This window comes from Paenibacillus sp. 2TAB23 (genome assembly GCF_052115165.1).
Taxonomy (GTDB): domain Bacteria; phylum Bacillota; class Bacilli; order Paenibacillales; family Paenibacillaceae; genus Pristimantibacillus.
On record NZ_JBFRGD010000030.1, the window covers coordinates 43,598 to 60,998 of the forward strand.

The window sequence follows — 17,401 nt, forward strand, 5'->3', positions numbered from 1 at the left end:
GAATACTTTTCCTCGGCAGCATCTCTCCCTATGAAACGCTACTTCGCCGCAATCAATTTGTTGAATTCGGCTAATGGAAGCGGCTTGTGATAGAAGAAACCTTGCGCCTTATCGCAGCCCAGCTGTCTAAGGCGATCCCGCTGTTCCTTTGTTTCGACCCCCTCGGCAACGACCTGCTTCTGAAGATCATGTCCCATGGACACGATCGTCTTCACGATTGACAATCCTCCCTGATAGGCATCCATATCGGTAATAAAAGACCGATCGATCTTAATAATAGCTATGGGCAGCTGCCTAATTACGCTCAGTGAAGAATAACCTGTACCGAAATCGTCTATGGCAATATGAATTCCTAGCGCAACGAGCTCATCCAGCATTTTTCTCGCTACGTTCAGGTTGTTGACGACCATGCTCTCCGTTATTTCCAAGCATAAGCGATCGGGCACCAGCCTGCTTGAGCGCAAGATATCCTGTACCTTGTTGACGAAATCGGGCTGCATGAATTGCCGGGAGGAGACATTGACCGACAGCATGAAATCATCCCAGCCCTGCTCTTGCCATAGTCTTCCTTGCTGGCATGCCTCCGCGATGACCCATTGGCCGATCTCGTTAATTAATCCGGTCTGTTCCGCAAGCGTAATGAATTCTCCAGGATGCACGATGCCAAGCTCAGCAGAATGCCAGCGAATAAGCGCCTCCGCCCCGATCAGCTTCCCCGTCTCCAGTTCAACCTGAGGCTGGTAGTACAATACGAACTCCTTGCGCTTAAGCGCCTTGCGCAGATGCTTCTCCAGCCTGACATCCCGCTGTACGAGCGCGATCATTTCGTTTGTGTACAAGCGATACTGATTGCCTCCGCTATGCTTCGCGTTATACATCGCAATATCCGCTCGTTTAATGAGGCCGTCAGAGCTGTCATCGTCAAATGGATGGACGCTGATTCCGATGCTCCCGCCCAAATAAAAGTCTTGGCCTTGAAGCGAAATGGGCAGCTGGAACACTTGATGGATATTCTCGGCCAGCGACACGATTTCGTCGTATTCGTCCGCTCCCCGGATTAATATAATAAACTCGTCGCCGCCGAGTCGGGCGAGCAGATGCCGTTTATCTACGCTGTTGTGCAGCCGCTTCGCAACTTCATTTAATGCTTCATCCCCGTATTGGTGGCCCAGTGTATCGTTAATGAGCTTAAAGCGGTCCAAATCAACGAGCATGACGCCCAGCAAAGCCCTGGAGGTTTTCACTGCTTCCAAAGAAGCCTCGAGCTCTCTATTGAAGTGATAGCGGTTCGGGAGCTTGGTCAGCATGTCGTGATGCGCCATGAAATGAGCGAGGGATGCCTCTTCTTTCTGCTGCGTAATATCCCGAATAACGGCAAGCACGAATAGCTGTTCGCCTTCAGCCATCAATTCGGTATCCATCAGAATGACCCGTTGCATCCCTGTCCGGTCTACGATGGTAATCTCACGGTTGCGCCACGCCCCTTTGGGCAGTAATGCCTGATATTCCTCTACAAGGCTTGCCCTCTCGCTCCCATCAATAAACGTAGCTAAAGAGAGATTCTGCACTTCATTTTCTCTCTTATAGCCTAGCACCGACAGTGCACCGGGGTTCGCTTCCTTAATGATCATATGTTTGTCGAGCATCATAATCGCGGTAGGTGAAAATTGATAGAGCAGCTCATACTTCTTTTTGGCAGACGGCAATATATCATATTTCATATAAATTCGCAGCGATATGCACCAGATGATCGTAGATAAAAACACAACTGAATCGGGAATATAGAAATAAGGAGCAAGCGAGACGACCGTTACCGAAACCAGAATGGTCGCCAGTTGATAATACAAATTCGCCTTAAAAAGCACAATCCATCTCTGGCGCTCGACGATGCTTGCCGCTCGAGTCCTTGCAGTTAGGCAAATGACAATATTCAAAATAGAGATTAAAACCATCAATCCGAATATGATATACATGGCTGGAGCAAACAAAGCCTGCTTCCACAGCTCCTCGGATTTCACGCCTAGAAAGAAAAATCCCTTTCCTTTTACCACGATCATAACCATATATAATACAAGAGGCACAGCAGAAATGAGGATACGATTTGCATGCGATATTCGGTGGTAGGCTTTCGCGGCAGCTAGATGAAACAGCAGACCACAGCCAGCAGCAGCAATGGAAACCGGATAGATGATATATGCCGCAAGATTCAGCGTATACGCCTCAGGAAGCAGCTGCAGCACATATTGAAAAAAAATCATAACCGCAAGCGAAGCCGTAGTTAGCGAAGCAAGCCGATTCTCCATATGTTTAGCATTGCGTCTAATGATTACAAGTGAAGTGTCAATTAAATAGATGACAGGCACGATAAATAACAGCAAAAGCAGTATAGGTTGATAGTCGCTCATATCATGTTGCCACCTCGCTTTGTATGAATAGCACTTATCAGATGCTGCATCACCACATAATCCTATTCTTACCGCTGCGTTTAGCCGAATATAGCGCTTTGTCTGCCTGTTGGAACAGCACATCGCGCGTCTCCCCCGCTTGCAGCTGATGGAAGCCGATACTAATCGTTACATGGTGATCATCCATTTCTTCGAATCGCAGACGCTCTGTTTCTATCCGAATTCGCTCCAGCCATTCAGCAACCGCTTTTCCATTCATTCTTGTAAAAATAATGGTAAATTCCTCGCCGCCATAGCGTGACGGGATGATGCCATCCTGTGAGCAATCGCGGAGCAGCTTCCCTACTTTACGCAACACGGTATCTCCTACCGCATGACCGTATGTATCATTGACTAGCTTGAAGTTATCAATATCGACAACAGCAAGATGAATCGGCCGGTTCTCTCCCTCTTCGACCGCTGCGCGCATTCGTTCTTGAAACGTTTTATGATTCTCCAGACCAGTCAACGCATCCAAGCTTGACGCTTCGTGGGCAGCCTGCTGCTGCAGCCGATGCTTTTTCTCGCTGCGCAGAGCGGCCTTCTCTTCCCTCATCATTTGCAGTCCTCGATTGACAATGCCAAGCGCGGCAAGGGTAACGATAATAAGAAAAGAGAAGCCCACAGCCTTCTGCGAAAGAGGGAAATCATAGCGGTAAACAGGAACGACTGTCATAACGAATAAATAGGTAATCATCGTAATCCAGCAAGCGAATAAAACTTTTCCATAATTAAAGTGCAGAATCGAAACCAATATGGGCAGAATCATTACGATTTGTACGCCCGTCACTTGCGGTGAGGATAAAGCAAGCGTAATGGCGGCAAAGCAGGAGCCCAAAAAAATAATAATATAATCCTGCAGACTGCTTTTTAGACGGTAAATCACTTCTGCTACAATCAACGTTCCAAACACTAAGCTGTTTCTGATCAATACCTGCTTCTCCAAGAAAGCAGGCAATCTCTCCGGATTATCGTTAGCCACAAACACCCAAGTCATCATTACGGCTGCTATGGAGAGGAGGCTCATTGCCCAATAGGAGAGCCGCATCATATTATTCCAATTCGATAAATGCTTAGGAGCAGTAAATAATTTTCTCATCCGCTCGATCCCCCTTTTGAAGCGGCGAGACGACACGATTTTTCCCAGCGCGTTTCGCATCGTATAAATAACCGTCCGCCAGCTTAAACAAGGCGCTTTTCCCAAGTTCCTTGCTATACTCAGCTAACCCGATGCTGATTGTCACGCGCTGGCCCGCAAGCTGGGGAAAGTCGGTTGAAGCGAGGCGCTCCCGAATTCGCTCAAGCAAATCGCTGCTTTCCTCCATCGTCTTGCCAGTCAGGAGCAGAACAAATTCCTCCCCTCCGTACCTTGCAGCTATGTCCTCGCTTGAAATCGACGACTTTAGCAGTAAGGCGGTTTCTTGAAGAATCGTGTCTCCGACATGATGGCCAAATCTATCGTTAATGCTTTTGAAATTGTCGATATCCAGCGCAGCAAGCTGGAGCGGCATGTCATACGTCGCATGCTGCTCGGTGAGCGCGGTTAAATATTCTTGATAGGTAATATGGTTATACAAGCCCGTTAGATGATCATACTTGGACGCGCTTTGTGTGGAGACCGAGTCAATGAAGGCTTCTATCTCCGAGCTTACCGCCCTCTCTAGCGATTGCCGAAGCTCTGTCCCTCTTTTCAAGATGCCATAGCCAATCATGCCTGTCCCGATAATCATCCCAAGCAGTGCAATCAAATCATAATGATTAATCTGTGCCCGTATGGAATCGCTGACCATCAAAAATATAAAGAGACTGCCCAGCGTGAGCAGTACAGAGAACCACAGCCGCCGCCTGCTAAGATAAAACAATGAAACGATAATAGGGATATCCAGGCTCACATAAAGACCGTCAACATTTTTGCCAAACCCGAGCATGATGACCATGGCGAACACGTAGCCGATTATAATAAGAACATAATCAAAATAAGATTTCAAATAACGAATGAAAACTTCTGCTATGAACAAAGCGCTAATTAAAAACGCTGCCGTCATGAAATATTTGGGAGGAAAGATATAGCTCCTGGACCATTCTTCTAATCCCCCTGAAATGAGATGAATGCTTTCGGCTAATATCAGAACGAGAGCAGAAAGAACCCAGTAGAAGGATAGCACCCATCGATTCCATGACCGATTATTTTTGTAACGGGTAAGCGCCAGCGTTAGTCACCACTTTGCGAGTTAATTTGGCAGGTAATGTTTTTTCACAAAATTATCCATGCAATATGACTATTATAGTGCTTTACTATCGACAGGACAATCAAATATGAGAGATTTCATAGTGTTTCAGACCCAATAACGAGTTAGATTCGGTTCGAAATCAGAGACCTTTTGCCTACAACATTTCGCCAAAAAACTCAAACTCCCTTTAGAATGAAATGAAAAAAAGGCGATCATGCAGCCTATTGCTCTGCACGATCGCCCTTCTATAAACTGCTCTGCTTATCGAGTCTTCATATTATGTCTAATCTTGCAGGAAAAATTGCATCGTCATATCCGAGAAACCAGGCAGGTCTTCATGCCCGAAGTCTGGATATATTTCCAGATTTTTTTGCGCCGTTATTTTGTTATATACGGCAAACTGCGTTGACGGAGGGCAGATCGTATCCATTAAGCCTACGCCGAACAATACTTCGCCGCGGATGCGCGAGGCTAGAAACTGGATGTCGATGTAGCCAAGCTTCGTGAAAATTTCTTCCTCCCGTTTATGCTGCGGGTCAAAGTGGCGGAAGAAGGTGCGCAGCTCCGCATAAGCATCCTTAGCCAAATCCATTTGCCATACCCGTTTATAATCGCTTAAGAATGGGAAAACAGGTGCAAGCTTCTTGATTCTCGGCTCAAGCGCCGCGCAGGCGATCGTTAATGCGCCGCCTTGAGAACCTCCCATTGCATATACCCGCTCCGGATCAACCTCAGCGCTATTTATCGCAATCCCTGCAAGCTGCGCAGTATCCAGGAAGATATGGCGGAACAGCAGCTCGTCAGGATGATCGTTCAAGCCTCGAATAATATGCCCGTTGAGCGTAGTTCCCTTAACGCCTCCTGTGTCCTCCGAGTACCCGCCTTGCCCGCGGCAATCGAGGGAGAAGAAGGAGTAGCCGAGCGCCGCATAACCGAGCTTATCATGCCAAGAGCCGGAATGGCCGCTATAGCCGTGGAACTGCACAATCGCGGGATGCGGCTCCGACACGTTTTTGGGCTTTATGTATTTGGCATGGATACGCGCGCCGCGTACGCCTGTGAAATACAAATCAAAGCAGTCCGCGTATGGAACCTGGAAGCTGCTTGGGACAAGCTCGATTTGCGGATCCACCGCCTTCATCTCCGCAATGGCCCTATCCCAGTACGCATCAAAATCATCAGGACGCGGACTCACGCCCTCATAGCTTATTAATTGATCCAACGACATGTCGATACACGGCATTACAAATACCTCCTATAATGTTGAGCTGTTTATAATAGCTGCTTTCCGATTGAAAGCGTTACCCTCATTCTAATTGAAATCAAAAAAAATGGAAGTGTCTGCCTTGCGTTTCTATAAAAAAACAATAAAAAGACCGCAGGCTTCACCTTCCGGCAAACCGCGGCCTATCCTTTTGCAGGCGATTCTAAACGCGAACTATTTCGATGTATTCTTGCTTTTAACCGAAGTTCCGCCTTTAAAAGCTGTACTGCCTTTGGTCATGTTAGCGCTCTTGGCATTCGGCGTCCCGGCAGCGTCTGGCTTGCCATTCTCGCCTTCAGCGCTCTTCCCGTTTTTGTTTCTGCCAAACACCTTTTTCGCTAATTTCTTCTTTTCCCCTGCTTGCCAGCGGTTCCAGCCCTTTTTATCCGTTCCTCTGCCTGTCCCGCCTTTACCCTTTGCACCGCTCATATCATCACTCCATCATGTCTACTATGCCGAGTTAAACTTCTTAAAATGCAGCTAAAGCATCTTTCCGAATCTTGCTCCTCGTTATCATTACTAATCAGTATACCATTAATTGAGCGCTTAGATTCTTATGCGAGCCCATAAACATGAATTTCATACAATAAAAAAATCCTAAAGCCTACGTATGCTAGTCTTCATTAGCATGCATAAGCTTTAGGATTTTCGTGGTTGGTTTGCTCCATTGCGTCATTCTCAATAAGCATGAACCGTATTGCTCATTATTTTACATACGATGTCTTGATGACGCTCCGCGCGAACGATAATGGCTTTTAAGCTCGCCAATGTCTCCCGCGCATGCTCTAGGTAGCACTCATCGCCAAAAAACATGTACAGTCTCATATAATCATTGTATTCATCTAGCCATTCGTTGAAGTAAGAAGAGGTCATTCCCATCACTCCCTTAATTCGATTATAGAACACGAACATTAAACTTTCCTGAGTAAATTATGAAGAAAAGTTAAGATAATCTAGCAAATCGTATGCTTATATTATATTTCTTAATTTTCAGAATATTCCACTAATAGATTGCATGTCCTTAAAATCCTTTGTTTCCCCTCCTTCTATTAAATAGGAAATTACGACAAATATAAATAGAAACTTCCGTAACAATTGTTTCCTATTTTACGAGAATGGATACTCGCGAATGGTATTGACCTTCGGTGTCAACCGTATGTATGATAAAACAGCAGATACAATGATGGCGCTTGCAGAAATAATACTCCATGGATATATATGACAACCTATCATAACCATCATTACAAACTATTGGAGGGTTTAGAATGACAGTAATTGAACAGAACGCAGTCGTATTATTTCAAGGAGACAGCATCACCGATGCCGGACGAAACCGCAGCGACAGCGCTAACCTCGGATCTGGCTATGCTAATCTTGTCACCGCATTGTTCCAAAGCAAATATCCTGAGAAACAGGCTGCATTTCTGAACAGGGGCGTATCTGGAGACCGCGTCGTAGATTTGGAGCGCAGATGGGAAGAGGACTGTCTTTCACTAAATCCGACCTGGTTGTCCGTATACGTAGGGATCAATGACACTTGGCGCCGCTATGACAGCAACAATCCGCTTAGCACGGAAGAATATTACGTGACTTACCGCCGTCTGCTTCATTCAGCGAAGGAGCAGTTACATGCTAATCTCATCCTCATTGAACCTTTCGTGCTGCCTGTCAATGACAGCCAGAAGCAATGGCGCGAGGATTTGGATCCGAAGATTCAAGCGGTTCGCGAGCTAGCTGTAGAATTCAAGGCGCTGTACGTTCCTCTCGATGGATTATTCGCTCAAGCCGCAACCCAGACAGGCCCAGCTTATTGGACGCCGGACGGCGTTCATCCGTCACCGGCTGGTGCCGCGCTCATCGCGCATGCATGGCTGAAAGCTGTCAAAGCGTAACGCAAGCCAGCTATTCTCTATACAATACAAAAGGAGCGCCCCCAAGATGATCACTAGGGAGCCGCTCCTTTTATTTTTGCCCTAAGAATATCGCTTAAGAGTCTCGCACTTGGCCATTAAGGCTGCGTAGCAGCGCTTATGCATCAGCCGGGTAACGAAGTCCCCATTGCTTTCTAATCTCATCGAGTGTACTCATGATAGTCAAAGTCTCGTCTAACGGGATAATCGAGCTCTCGAGCCTGCCTTCGCGGAGCGCATTCATTGCCTCTTCCGCTTCGAATGCGTAACCCTCTGCTTGACGGTTGTCGACAAACGATTCAGCTTCTGCGCCCTTCGCATGAAGGCTTGCCGACTTCCCGAATAGGAAATTCGGTACATGGATGTGTCCCTTCGTTCCGTAAATGTAAGCGTCACTGACCATGCCTAGCTGAACAGCCCCATTCAGCGCAGCGGTGCGACCGCCCTCATATTCGAACAACAGCGAGAACTGCTCGTCCACTCCCGTTGCGCCTATGCGGGCACTGCTCATGATTTTGGCTGGCGCTTCGCCATAAATTAACGATGCGAAGGATACCGGGTAAATACCGGCATCCAGAAGCGCGCCGCCGCCTAGCGCAGGATCAAGCAAACGACTCTCCGGAGCCCAGCCGATATCAAAGCCGAAATCCGCTTTCACCAGACGAACCTCGCCGATTTTGTCCGCAGCGATCCATTCCATCACTTTAYGGATCGGCGGAAGAAACCGCGTCCACATCGCTTCCATGAGGAACACTTTTTTATCTCTGGCTAGTTCGATGATTTCCTTTGCTTCAGCGGCGTTCATCGTAAACGGCTTCTCGCAAACAACGGCTTTACCTGCGCGAAGCAGCTCAAGCACGTTTTCTTTATGTATCGGATGAAGCGTTCCTACATATACAATATCAACCTCAGCGTCTTGGGCCAGCTCGTCTACGCTCCCATATGCACGCGGAATATTGAATTGCTTGGCGAATTTCTCCGACTTCTCCAAGTTTCTTCCGCCAACGGCAACTAGCTCTGCACCAGCTGCGAATGCCAAATCGGCTGCAAACTTAGATGAAATCCAGCCTGGACCGAGAATTCCCCATTTAATCGTTTGTAGAGACATTAATCCATTCACTCCTCTGAATAAAATAATGAAATGTATTGCTATTCCTAATTATACAGGTCATCACTACGAGAAAGCGAATTCATTTGTGAGCTTGGCCCGCTATTCGATTCATTCGTTCCAGTACATTTCTCCTGCCTAGCTGCGAGCAGCGCTTACCCAATTAATCGCATTTTTAATGGTTGCTTGATAGTCAGGATGCTGCAAGACAGGAAGGAAATGCCCAGGCGTCAGCACGCATACCCGGCCTTTTCCTTGCTCCCTAACCCAACCGGCCGGCTGCGTGCCATGCACCGACACCGATTGCATGAATACTTGAATACGCTCGTCGATCACTTCCATAAAATAATGCTCATCATGTATCGTATAGGCTCCTTGCGCGATTGCAATTCCTAACTCTTTATTCGTACTGGCAATCGTCACCGGGCATGCCTTCGGGTGATGCTCGAACACACCGCCAACAAGCTCGTAGAATAGCGGCTCGGCACGGTAGCCAACCGCTCCCGCGTGAAGCACGAGCAGCCCTTTGCCTTCCTCCACGTAGCTTTGGAACTGCTGCTGAATATCCGGAGTCAGCCATGGCGTTTCATCGACATCCGATACTTGGTTTGACTTGGCAAGCACAACGGCATCATGCTCATTCATCCACTCCCTTGACCACTCCGACGCATGCTGAATGTAATGAAAGGTATACCCCTGCTCGCTAAGGAGCTCCAAGCCTTCCGTGACAAGCTTGCCCGGATGCCAATAATCGTCGCAAATCACACCTATTTTCATTCATGTATCCCCCGCTTCATATTGTGGTAAGTCTATCAAAAGTATAAACGTTTTTACATCGTATCGCTTCCGATAATAGTATTCATTCAGCCTCTTACCGATGGGTCACTTTGGCAAATACGAGGAAGAATACCATGATTTCTGCCAAAATAACGGGAGGAGCAACGGTTATGCTCATATTTAAAGCATACAAGACGCCTAGCAGCACAGTGAGCCCGATAATGATGCTTAGCTTTGGTTTTAAATGCTTGTAGCGGTAGGCGTAAAGAACAAACATGACCGACCACAGGTACAACAGCACCGATGCGAATATAAACCCGACCATGAACCGGTAATCAAGCTGGTTCAGATATAAGAGCTGGATGGAAGCAGCAATCATGCTCAGCGACAAATAAATGAACAAATGTCCATACATAATCGTCTGGCCTGCAGTCCGCTTCGCTTTATCCACATTTTTCTCCACGTTCTCGAAATACTGCCACCATATGCCTATGACCAAAACGAAAGCCATTGCAGCATATAGAATAGAAGAGCCTGTAAGCTTATCGGACTGCAATACGGCAAGCATGCTTATGACCGATTCCCCAAGCAGGATTAAAGTAAAGAGCGCGAATCTCTCTAATAAGTGCGCGGTGTGTACCGGCGTTTTCACCAAATGCTTGCGGCCAATAAGAGGAACGAGAATATCAATGGCGATGCCGGCATATAGAATGGCGTATCTTATCCATGAATCAAAAAAGAGTGAAAAAGCAGAGATGATGATGCCGAGCCAGAAATATTTGCCGAAAAACCGAGCCGTTTCCTGCCTGTTGGACACTTCAACCTTTTGAGTAATCATATATTGGATCGCGGTCAATGCCCTGGAGCCTATATATCCTATAAAAAACGGAATATAGTTGGAATCAAAATCCACATTCAGGCTGGCCGTCATAATTAAAACAAAAAACAGCTGTAGAATCATAAAGATGCGGTGTGAAGCAAGGTCCCGCCCAAATCGATTGTTATAAACCGTCTGCCCTACCCAAGCCCACCAGATCGGTATGAATATAAGAATGAATTTGGAGAGATGCTCCAGTGAGATGGTGCCATGTTCCACATGGAGCAGCACATGCGTAGCTTTAGATATGGCAGCGACAAACAATAAGTCATAAAACAGCTCCAGCCACGTAACCTTTTTTTCTTCCATTCCTTGTCGGCCTCCCTCATCGATTGCGCCAGCTTAAGGAATCTCTTACAAGCTTTTTCGGTGCGCACGAATACCTTTAATTGAGTTATCTTAAATTAAAGATATATGATTTCAGCTTCTTTGTCAATCTCCTTTTTCCAATAATATCATCCTCATGCCTAGACAAGAATAAATCAGATCTGCGCTCCTGTCAGCAGAAATAAAGAATAAGGCTGACGTGATAATTAGACTAACGAGCAGCATACTAGGAATACCATTTCCTTTAGGGAATTATCACCTAAAAACGACGAGGTGTACTTATGAAAATAAAATTATTCGTGCTGTTAGTTATCTGCCAATTATTTTGCACATCAACTGCTGTCGCTGATTCATCTAACGTATTTCCTACTAATTCTGAAATGCGGGTATTTAGATTGACTGCAAACGAAGTCGAAACAGCGTATGTAAAATGGGGTCCTAGATTTCGCTGGATGCTTACAACTCATGAGATTGATACACTTATCACAATCTTAAGAAAAGCAAGAAAAGAAGATGTAAAACCTTATCTTGGCCCTTTTCCAAAAGGAGGCCCATTTCAAGTAACCTTAACGACGAAATCAGATGAACATTTTACGTTTACGGTGGGAGTTGGTGGAGATGGGTATGTCCTTTGCGAAGGAGGCAAGGCATATCTGCCCGCGTTTTATGACTTTATGAAGCCATTTATCGTTCGAAGAGCGGATGAAACTCAACAACACATGTAGGGTGATTAAGCAAACTGGAAAAGATAGCAACAAAAACACGAAAGCAGCTGACCACAATGATCGGCTGCTTCATTACGCTAATTGGCAGGATACTTCCAATGTTGATATGTTATTATTGGAAAAAAGCGGCTGGTTCGGAGGTTCTAATGTGGGAATATCGATTCATTATGAGGGTACTGCATCTTCATCTGAAAGCGTTTTCAAAAAACCAGACCAAGTGAAGATATATTCTAATGAAAATAACTGGAGCATTGATGAGATTGGCAATAATAAAATAGTTGTAACTCCACATGCTAAATGTGAATCGTTATCGTTTACTTTTAACGAAAAGTCGAAGTTTTCGGGTAGTACAAAGACTGGTTTTGCACCAACGGAAATTCATGAACAAATTGTTAAACTGTTTTATGAAATCAAACTATATAAGTTGAACTAGAAATTTGCGCTTTGGGCGCTGCGCGAGTAGATCATTCTGAAGGGTCGCAGTGCAGTCAAATTCTTTGATTTCCTTCCGCAACTCGCTTTATCATGTACTGAAAGTTCCGGCTCGTTTAAGGAAAAGCAGCCTAGACTGCACTTCATACAACAGAAACCTTACATGAGCGCTGTTTCGGATGGCTACATTGTAATACTGCAGTAGATTGAGCTCCAAACCGGTGAATATCACTCTATAATTGGAAATCCATTGCACAAACTGCAGTGTACGAGTCGAGTTGGGCAAGTATTGTCGATTATGTTGTACAAAGTGCAGCGTAGCCTAGTCCGATAGAGCGAGCGCAGGTGGAGAGAAAAAAGTCGTTCTGGAGAAATGGAATGCTCGCTTTTGCAGACCAAATGGCAACCCTATATGAAGTTAACTAACCCAAACCATTTGGCTGCAACCGCGATTGGAAGAATGGCTTTGGTCACGCAGCTATAAAGGCATACTCATGCTTCGTTCATATTATATAGCTGCTTCTGATTTTTGCGTGCTGAGCCCATTTTCTCATTGCCTTCGTTTCGTTTACAAAAACTTCTGCAAATTGCGGAAGCTGATCGCCAAGCTTTCGAATGGATCGCGTCTGCAAACATCCTGCTCCACGACGTACCATTCCACGCCGATTTCTCTGCATGCCTCAATAATCGCTTTGAAATTCAGGTTGCCCTCTCCGATCTCCGCGAATACTTGCTGGTAATCTACGATTTCCAGATCCTTGAGATGAACGACGCCCATGCGTCCCTTTACCTGATGAATAGCATCAACTGGATTCACCCCGCCGACATGTACCCAATACGTATCCAGCTCAAAGCCTACGGCTGTTGAATCCGTCTCCTGCTGCAAAATGTCCATGCCCGTTCTGCCTTCGAATTTCTGATATTCAAATTGATGGTTATGATAAATAAATTGCAGGTCATGCTCTTGCAGCTTACGACCGATTTCTGTAGCCGTCTTGGCGAAGCTGGAATAGCCTTCCGCACTCGTCCGGTTCTCATCAGGCAAGCTGCCAAGCCCTACGTACTTGCAGTTCCACAGCTTGTGCTTCTGAACGGTATTGTCAAAATCATGAAGCAGGGAATCAAGTCCGACATGCGTCGCGCAGATGCGAAGGCCCGCAGCGTCAGCAAGCTCTTTCACCTTCTCTGGCGCAATGGGGCCAATCCCCGATACTTGAACCGCTTGATAACCGATATCTGCTATTTTTTTGAGAGACTGCTCCAAATCTGCTTCCGTCTTGCAATAATCACGCAACGTATACAGCTGCACTGCGATATTCGATAGGTTCATGCCTTCGCCGCCTTCTTCATCTATTAGCAAAACAATTAAGTAACATATACTCATTGTAACATTAGAGATGAAAGCGCTACTTTACTTAAATTAGCCAACAAGGGGGTGCCACTTGATTATAATTGACCAATATAAAGCCGCCAGCAAGCAGCGCAAAAAAATAGCGCAAGAGGTGTCATGCACAGCTGTGCATGACGCATCCTCTTACGCTTTGTGCACGGCTGTGCTTGAAGCAACCTCTTACACTTTTTACGCAGCTCTGCATGAAGCATCCTCTTACACTTTTTACGCAGCTCTGCATGAAGCATCCTCTTACACTTTTTACACTGCTCTGCATGAAGCAAGCTCTTACACTTTTTACACTGCTCTGCATGAAGCATCCTCTTACATCTTAATGCTCTGCTGAATTATCCTTCAATCAGCTTCTTGTAAGCATCCATTTGGCGCTGCAGCTCGGCAAGCACCTTGTCATAGCCGGCTGTTTTCAGCTTGCTGCGGAATTGTTCAACCGCTTGCGCCGGATCGCCTGCTTTTCCGTACGTGATCGCTGGGCCCATTTCGCCCGATACCTGCGTGATTGCCGTCAGCTCAGCCTCAACCGGTGTTTTGTCAAATACAAACTGGCCATAAGGGTAAGGCTTTTTGATTTTATCGTATTCGGCGTACATCGTTTCTTCAAGCTGATCCCAAGTCGTTACGCTCGGAATCTCGAATTTGTCGACACGACCGCCCCAGAAGTCTGCATAGAACGCATCCTTTGCCTCATCGTAGCCTTCTGGCTGAACGCGCTTGCCGTCCTTCACCTCATACTGAACGCCTTCCAAGCCGTAGTTGATCAGATGGTAAATTTCCTCGTCATTGCGGATCAAGTCATAGGCCATAAGCGCACGCTCAGGGTTTTTGCTATGCGCCCCAACCGAGGTTCCGCCATGCGTGATCGACAGCTCCGTGAGATTGTTGCCTCCTGTGCGGGCAAACGGGAACATTTGCAGCTCAGAGCCTGGCTGATCCTTATCCATCTGTACGCGCAAACCGCCAAACGTTTGCGTATGATGCTGGTCGAGACCCGACAAGCCTGCACGCAGTGCGGAGCGATTGTCGTTTTTGTTATTCAATACATCCTCGCGCCAGTAGCCTTTATCCGCCCAATCCTTCATTAATGTCGCGAAGTTCAGGAACGTGTCCTCGAATACGGGGCTTACGACCGTAAACTTCTCGTCGAAGGACTTGGTCGTGAACACCGGCAAGTAACCTGTTGAGATTGGAAGCTCCAACTGATCCGTGTAGGATGCTGCATAACCGCCAAAAGTAGACGTGGACGCAACAGCATCCCAAGGTACAACGCCTTCTTTGTTATCCTTCACGAATTGAAGATATTGGCCGATGCCTTCCCAATCCTTGATTGGATCAGCAATGCCTGCTTCCTTCGCCCAATCTCCGCGGTAGAAGAATCCATGGTTAACCCACTGTGTATATTCATTTTCCGGTATCAATACGATATTGCCATTGTATTTGCTCTCCGCCCAGTCCTCCTCCGGAACAGAGTTCCACGTCTGTGGCGCATATTCCGGCAGCAGGTCATCGAGGTTCATGAATGCTCCGCGCTGTGCGTTGCCCCATGTATCCAGCCAGTCCGTGCCGATTGTGATCAGATCGATTGCTTCGCCGGACGCGAGCAGCAGATTGTATTTTGTCTGCCAATCCGCCCACTCGACCCATTTCCACTCGAGCTCCGCATTGATCTTTTCCTTCATTTTTTTATTTACTTCAGCCAGTACCTTCTCGAACTGTCCGTTTTTCGGCTTGTCGCCGAGAACAACGTAGCTGACTTTGACGAACTTCGAGGTATCCGCTCCTTTGGTGCCATCCGTTGTATTCGTGCTGCCCTTGTTGCCAGTTCCCTCGTTCTTGCCGCCTTCTTTGTTCTCGCCATTATTGCCTGAGCATGCTGCAAGAGTGAAGATCATCATCATCGCAATCAACAGAGCGGAAACCTTCTTTACGCTGGACATCGCACTTCTCCCCTTTATGTTCATAAGTCGGGCATCGCCCGTTATGTGAAGTGGCCGGATTGCGGCCCGCGGCACATCAGCCTTTTACAGCGCCAACCGTAATACCCTTGATGAAATACCGCTGCACGAACGGGTAGAACAGAATAACAGGTCCCGTTGCCACGACAGCAGTTGCCATCTTCATGGATTCGAGCGGCATGTCGCGAAGCTGCACATTGGACGCGGCGGACGAATTGCGGATGAAATCGGCGCTTGTCACGACGTTGTACAAGAACAGCTGGAGCGGACGGTACTTCATATCCGGTGATAGGAACAGCATGGAATTGTACCATTCGTTCCAATAGCCCAATGCGATGAACAATCCGATTGTCGCTAAGGCCGGCGTCGTCATGGGCAGGATCAGCCTGAGGAAAATCGTAAAGTCGCCTGCTCCGTCGATTTTGGCGGACTCCGTAATCGCATGCGGAATGGATCGGACGAAGCTTTTCATCATAATAATGAGAAACGGACTAAGCAGCCCTGGCAGCAATACGGCCAAATAATTATCCTTCAGCGTCAAATATTGCGTCATGAGCAAGTAGAACGGTACGAGACCGCCCGAGAACAGCGTCGTGAAATAAATGAAAAACGAGATGCCGTTCCGGTAGCCAAAGTCTGGACGCTGCAGCGCGTAGCCCGTCATTGCAACGAGGAAGAGCCCCAGCGCCGTTCCGGCAATCGTGATTGCCATCGTAACCAAGTAAGAGCCAATGATCAGATCAGGATTCTCGAACACGATTTTGTAAGCAAAGGTGCTGAAATCACGCGGCCAGAAGTTAAAGCCGTATTTCTTGATCGCCCCTTCCGCCGTCAGCGACGTACCGAGAACGAGCAAGAATGGAAGCAGGCAGCATAGCGCAAAAAACGAGATGAACAGATAGCCGAATAGCTTTACGATCATTCCGCTCATATCCGTACGGATACTCCGTGAATCTTCCCTGTTTTCCATAGCTGTCACCTCCTAGAATAACGAGTTTTCGGGCGAAGCCTTGCGGACGAGCCAGTTGGCTGTCAAGACGACGACAAAGCCGAATACGGATTGGTAAAGGCTGACGGCGCTGCCGATCGAGAAGTTGAAATTGGTCATAAGCGACCGGAATACATACGTTTCGATAATATCGGTCGTCGGATACAAGGCGGTATTGTTCGCTCCGACAAGGTTGAAAAACAATCCGAAGTTCCCTTTAAGAATGCCCCCGAGCGAGAACAGCATCAGAATGATGAAGGTCGGCTTCAGCCATGGGAGCACGATATAGATGATGCGCTGGAATGCATTGGCGCCGTCAATTTCCGAAGCCTCGATGATTTCATTGTCCAGACCCATGATCGCTGCGAAATAAATGATGGATCCGTAGCCGGTGGACTGCCAAAGGAAGGTCAGCACGATGATAAATGGCCATATTTTCGGATCGGAGTACGTCTTGACCGGCTCCATGCCAAGCGATTCCAGCAGCGTATTCAATATGCCGTAATCGTAGCTCAGAATGTTGTAAGCAATGAGGCCGATCAGTACGGCCGATATGAAATGCGGGAGAAACATGAGCGTCTGCGTCACTTTCTTGAACCATTTGCGGCGAATCTCATTCAGAAGAATAGCGACGAAAATTTGCAGTACGTTCCCGAGCACGATGAACACCAAATTATAGGCAACGGTATTGAACGATAGCCGCCACAGATCGCCGTTTATGACAAGGAAACGAAAATTATCGAACGCCACGAACGGGCTTTTGAATATGCCGTCGGAGTAATTGTAGTTAATAAACGCTAAATACAAGCCAGGCATCGGCAGATAGGCGAAAATAACGAAAAAGGCAATGGCCGGCAAGCACATGAGCAGCAGCGTTTTATTGTTCCAAAACCGCTTCAGCTTGCCGCCTTTCATTCGCTGCAGCTTTCTCTCCGGCTCTCTACCTACTATGGTCGTT

General features: G+C 47.0%; 15 protein-coding genes and 1 pseudogene. 3 read left to right on the forward strand and 13 right to left on the reverse strand.

All coding sequences use genetic code 11. The annotated features are described in order from the left end of the window. Positions 1 to 38 precede the first annotated feature (38 nt). The 6 genes and pseudogenes from AB4Z29_RS28810 to AB4Z29_RS28835 all read right to left on the reverse strand — a co-directional run bounded on the left by AB4Z29_RS28810 (position 39) and on the right by AB4Z29_RS28835 (position 6,812). Positions 39 to 2,405, reverse strand: a complete 2,367-nt coding sequence (locus tag AB4Z29_RS28810) for an EAL domain-containing protein (protein ID WP_441946397.1) — start codon at positions 2,403 to 2,405, stop codon at positions 39 to 41. Positions 2,406 to 2,454: 49 nt separating this feature from the next. Then, positions 2,455 to 3,543 (reverse strand): GGDEF domain-containing protein, encoded by a 1,089-nt coding sequence (locus tag AB4Z29_RS28815; RefSeq protein WP_441946398.1) that lies wholly within the window; start codon positions 3,541 to 3,543, stop codon positions 2,455 to 2,457. Then, complete coding sequence (locus AB4Z29_RS28820) at positions 3,518 to 4,432, reverse strand: GGDEF domain-containing protein (protein ID WP_441946399.1); 915 nt, start codon at positions 4,430 to 4,432, stop codon at positions 3,518 to 3,520. The genes AB4Z29_RS28815 and AB4Z29_RS28820 overlap by 26 nt, the downstream gene beginning before the upstream one ends. Before the next feature lie 526 nt (positions 4,433 to 4,958). Then, entirely contained in the window at positions 4,959 to 5,918 is a 960-nt protein-coding gene (locus AB4Z29_RS28825) for an acetylxylan esterase (RefSeq protein ID WP_441946400.1), read from the reverse strand. Positions 5,919 to 6,278: 360 nt separating this feature from the next. After that, positions 6,279 to 6,368, reverse strand: a pseudogene (locus AB4Z29_RS28830) (DUF3934 family protein); the annotation flags it as partial. Positions 6,369 to 6,617: 249 nt separating this feature from the next. Then, positions 6,618 to 6,812 (reverse strand): hypothetical protein, encoded by a 195-nt coding sequence (locus tag AB4Z29_RS28835; protein ID WP_441946401.1) that lies wholly within the window; start codon positions 6,810 to 6,812, stop codon positions 6,618 to 6,620. Positions 6,813 to 7,204: 392 nt separating this feature from the next. Between AB4Z29_RS28835 and AB4Z29_RS28840 the strand changes: the two genes are divergently transcribed. Continuing rightward, on the forward strand, positions 7,205 to 7,831 hold the full coding sequence (locus AB4Z29_RS28840) for an SGNH/GDSL hydrolase family protein (RefSeq protein WP_441946402.1): 627 nt from the start codon (positions 7,205 to 7,207) through the stop codon (positions 7,829 to 7,831). A gap of 136 nt (positions 7,832 to 7,967) precedes the next feature. On the opposite strand, the gene AB4Z29_RS28845 is transcribed toward AB4Z29_RS28840, so the two are convergent. The 3 genes from AB4Z29_RS28845 to AB4Z29_RS28855 form a co-directional block, all read right to left on the reverse strand. Continuing rightward, positions 7,968 to 8,957 carry a Gfo/Idh/MocA family protein gene (locus AB4Z29_RS28845; protein ID WP_441946404.1) on the reverse strand — a complete coding sequence of 330 codons (990 nt, stop codon included), beginning with the start codon at positions 8,955 to 8,957 and terminating at the stop codon, positions 7,968 to 7,970. 138 nt (positions 8,958 to 9,095) lie between these two features. Further along, complete coding sequence (locus AB4Z29_RS28850; RefSeq protein WP_441946405.1) at positions 9,096 to 9,734, reverse strand: ThuA domain-containing protein; 639 nt, start codon at positions 9,732 to 9,734, stop codon at positions 9,096 to 9,098. A 94-nt stretch (positions 9,735 to 9,828) separates the two neighbouring features. Next, the gene (locus tag AB4Z29_RS28855; protein ID WP_441946406.1) at positions 9,829 to 10,920 is read right to left on the reverse strand and encodes a low temperature requirement protein A; all 1,092 of its coding nucleotides are present in this window, start codon (positions 10,918 to 10,920) and stop codon (positions 9,829 to 9,831) included. Positions 10,921 to 11,219: 299 nt separating this feature from the next. On the opposite strand from AB4Z29_RS28855, the gene AB4Z29_RS28860 reads away from it, so the two are divergent. Both AB4Z29_RS28860 and AB4Z29_RS28865 read left to right on the forward strand, forming a co-directional pair. Beyond that, positions 11,220 to 11,663, forward strand: coding sequence for a hypothetical protein (locus tag AB4Z29_RS28860; RefSeq protein WP_441946407.1), 444 nt, complete (start codon positions 11,220 to 11,222; stop codon positions 11,661 to 11,663). Then, positions 11,641 to 12,096, forward strand: coding sequence for a hypothetical protein (locus AB4Z29_RS28865; protein WP_441946408.1), 456 nt, complete (start codon positions 11,641 to 11,643; stop codon positions 12,094 to 12,096). Before AB4Z29_RS28860 ends, AB4Z29_RS28865 begins: the two co-directional genes overlap by 23 nt. Positions 12,097 to 12,663: 567 nt before the next feature. On the opposite strand, the gene AB4Z29_RS28870 is transcribed toward AB4Z29_RS28865, so the two are convergent. The 4 genes from AB4Z29_RS28870 to AB4Z29_RS28885 form a co-directional block, all read right to left on the reverse strand. Beyond that, positions 12,664 to 13,425: a sugar phosphate isomerase/epimerase family protein gene (locus AB4Z29_RS28870; protein WP_441946409.1), complete on the reverse strand. Its 762-nt coding sequence runs from the start codon at positions 13,423 to 13,425 to the stop codon at positions 12,664 to 12,666. A gap of 407 nt (positions 13,426 to 13,832) precedes the next feature. Beyond that, complete coding sequence (locus AB4Z29_RS28875) at positions 13,833 to 15,437, reverse strand: DUF3502 domain-containing protein (protein ID WP_441946410.1); 1,605 nt, start codon at positions 15,435 to 15,437, stop codon at positions 13,833 to 13,835. A 76-nt stretch (positions 15,438 to 15,513) separates the two neighbouring features. Further along, on the reverse strand, positions 15,514 to 16,425 hold the full coding sequence (locus tag AB4Z29_RS28880; protein ID WP_441946411.1) for a carbohydrate ABC transporter permease: 912 nt from the start codon (positions 16,423 to 16,425) through the stop codon (positions 15,514 to 15,516). A 12-nt stretch (positions 16,426 to 16,437) separates the two neighbouring features. Further along, positions 16,438 to 17,358, reverse strand: coding sequence for an ABC transporter permease (locus AB4Z29_RS28885; RefSeq protein ID WP_183565370.1), 921 nt, complete (start codon positions 17,356 to 17,358; stop codon positions 16,438 to 16,440). Positions 17,359 to 17,401 lie beyond the last annotated feature (43 nt).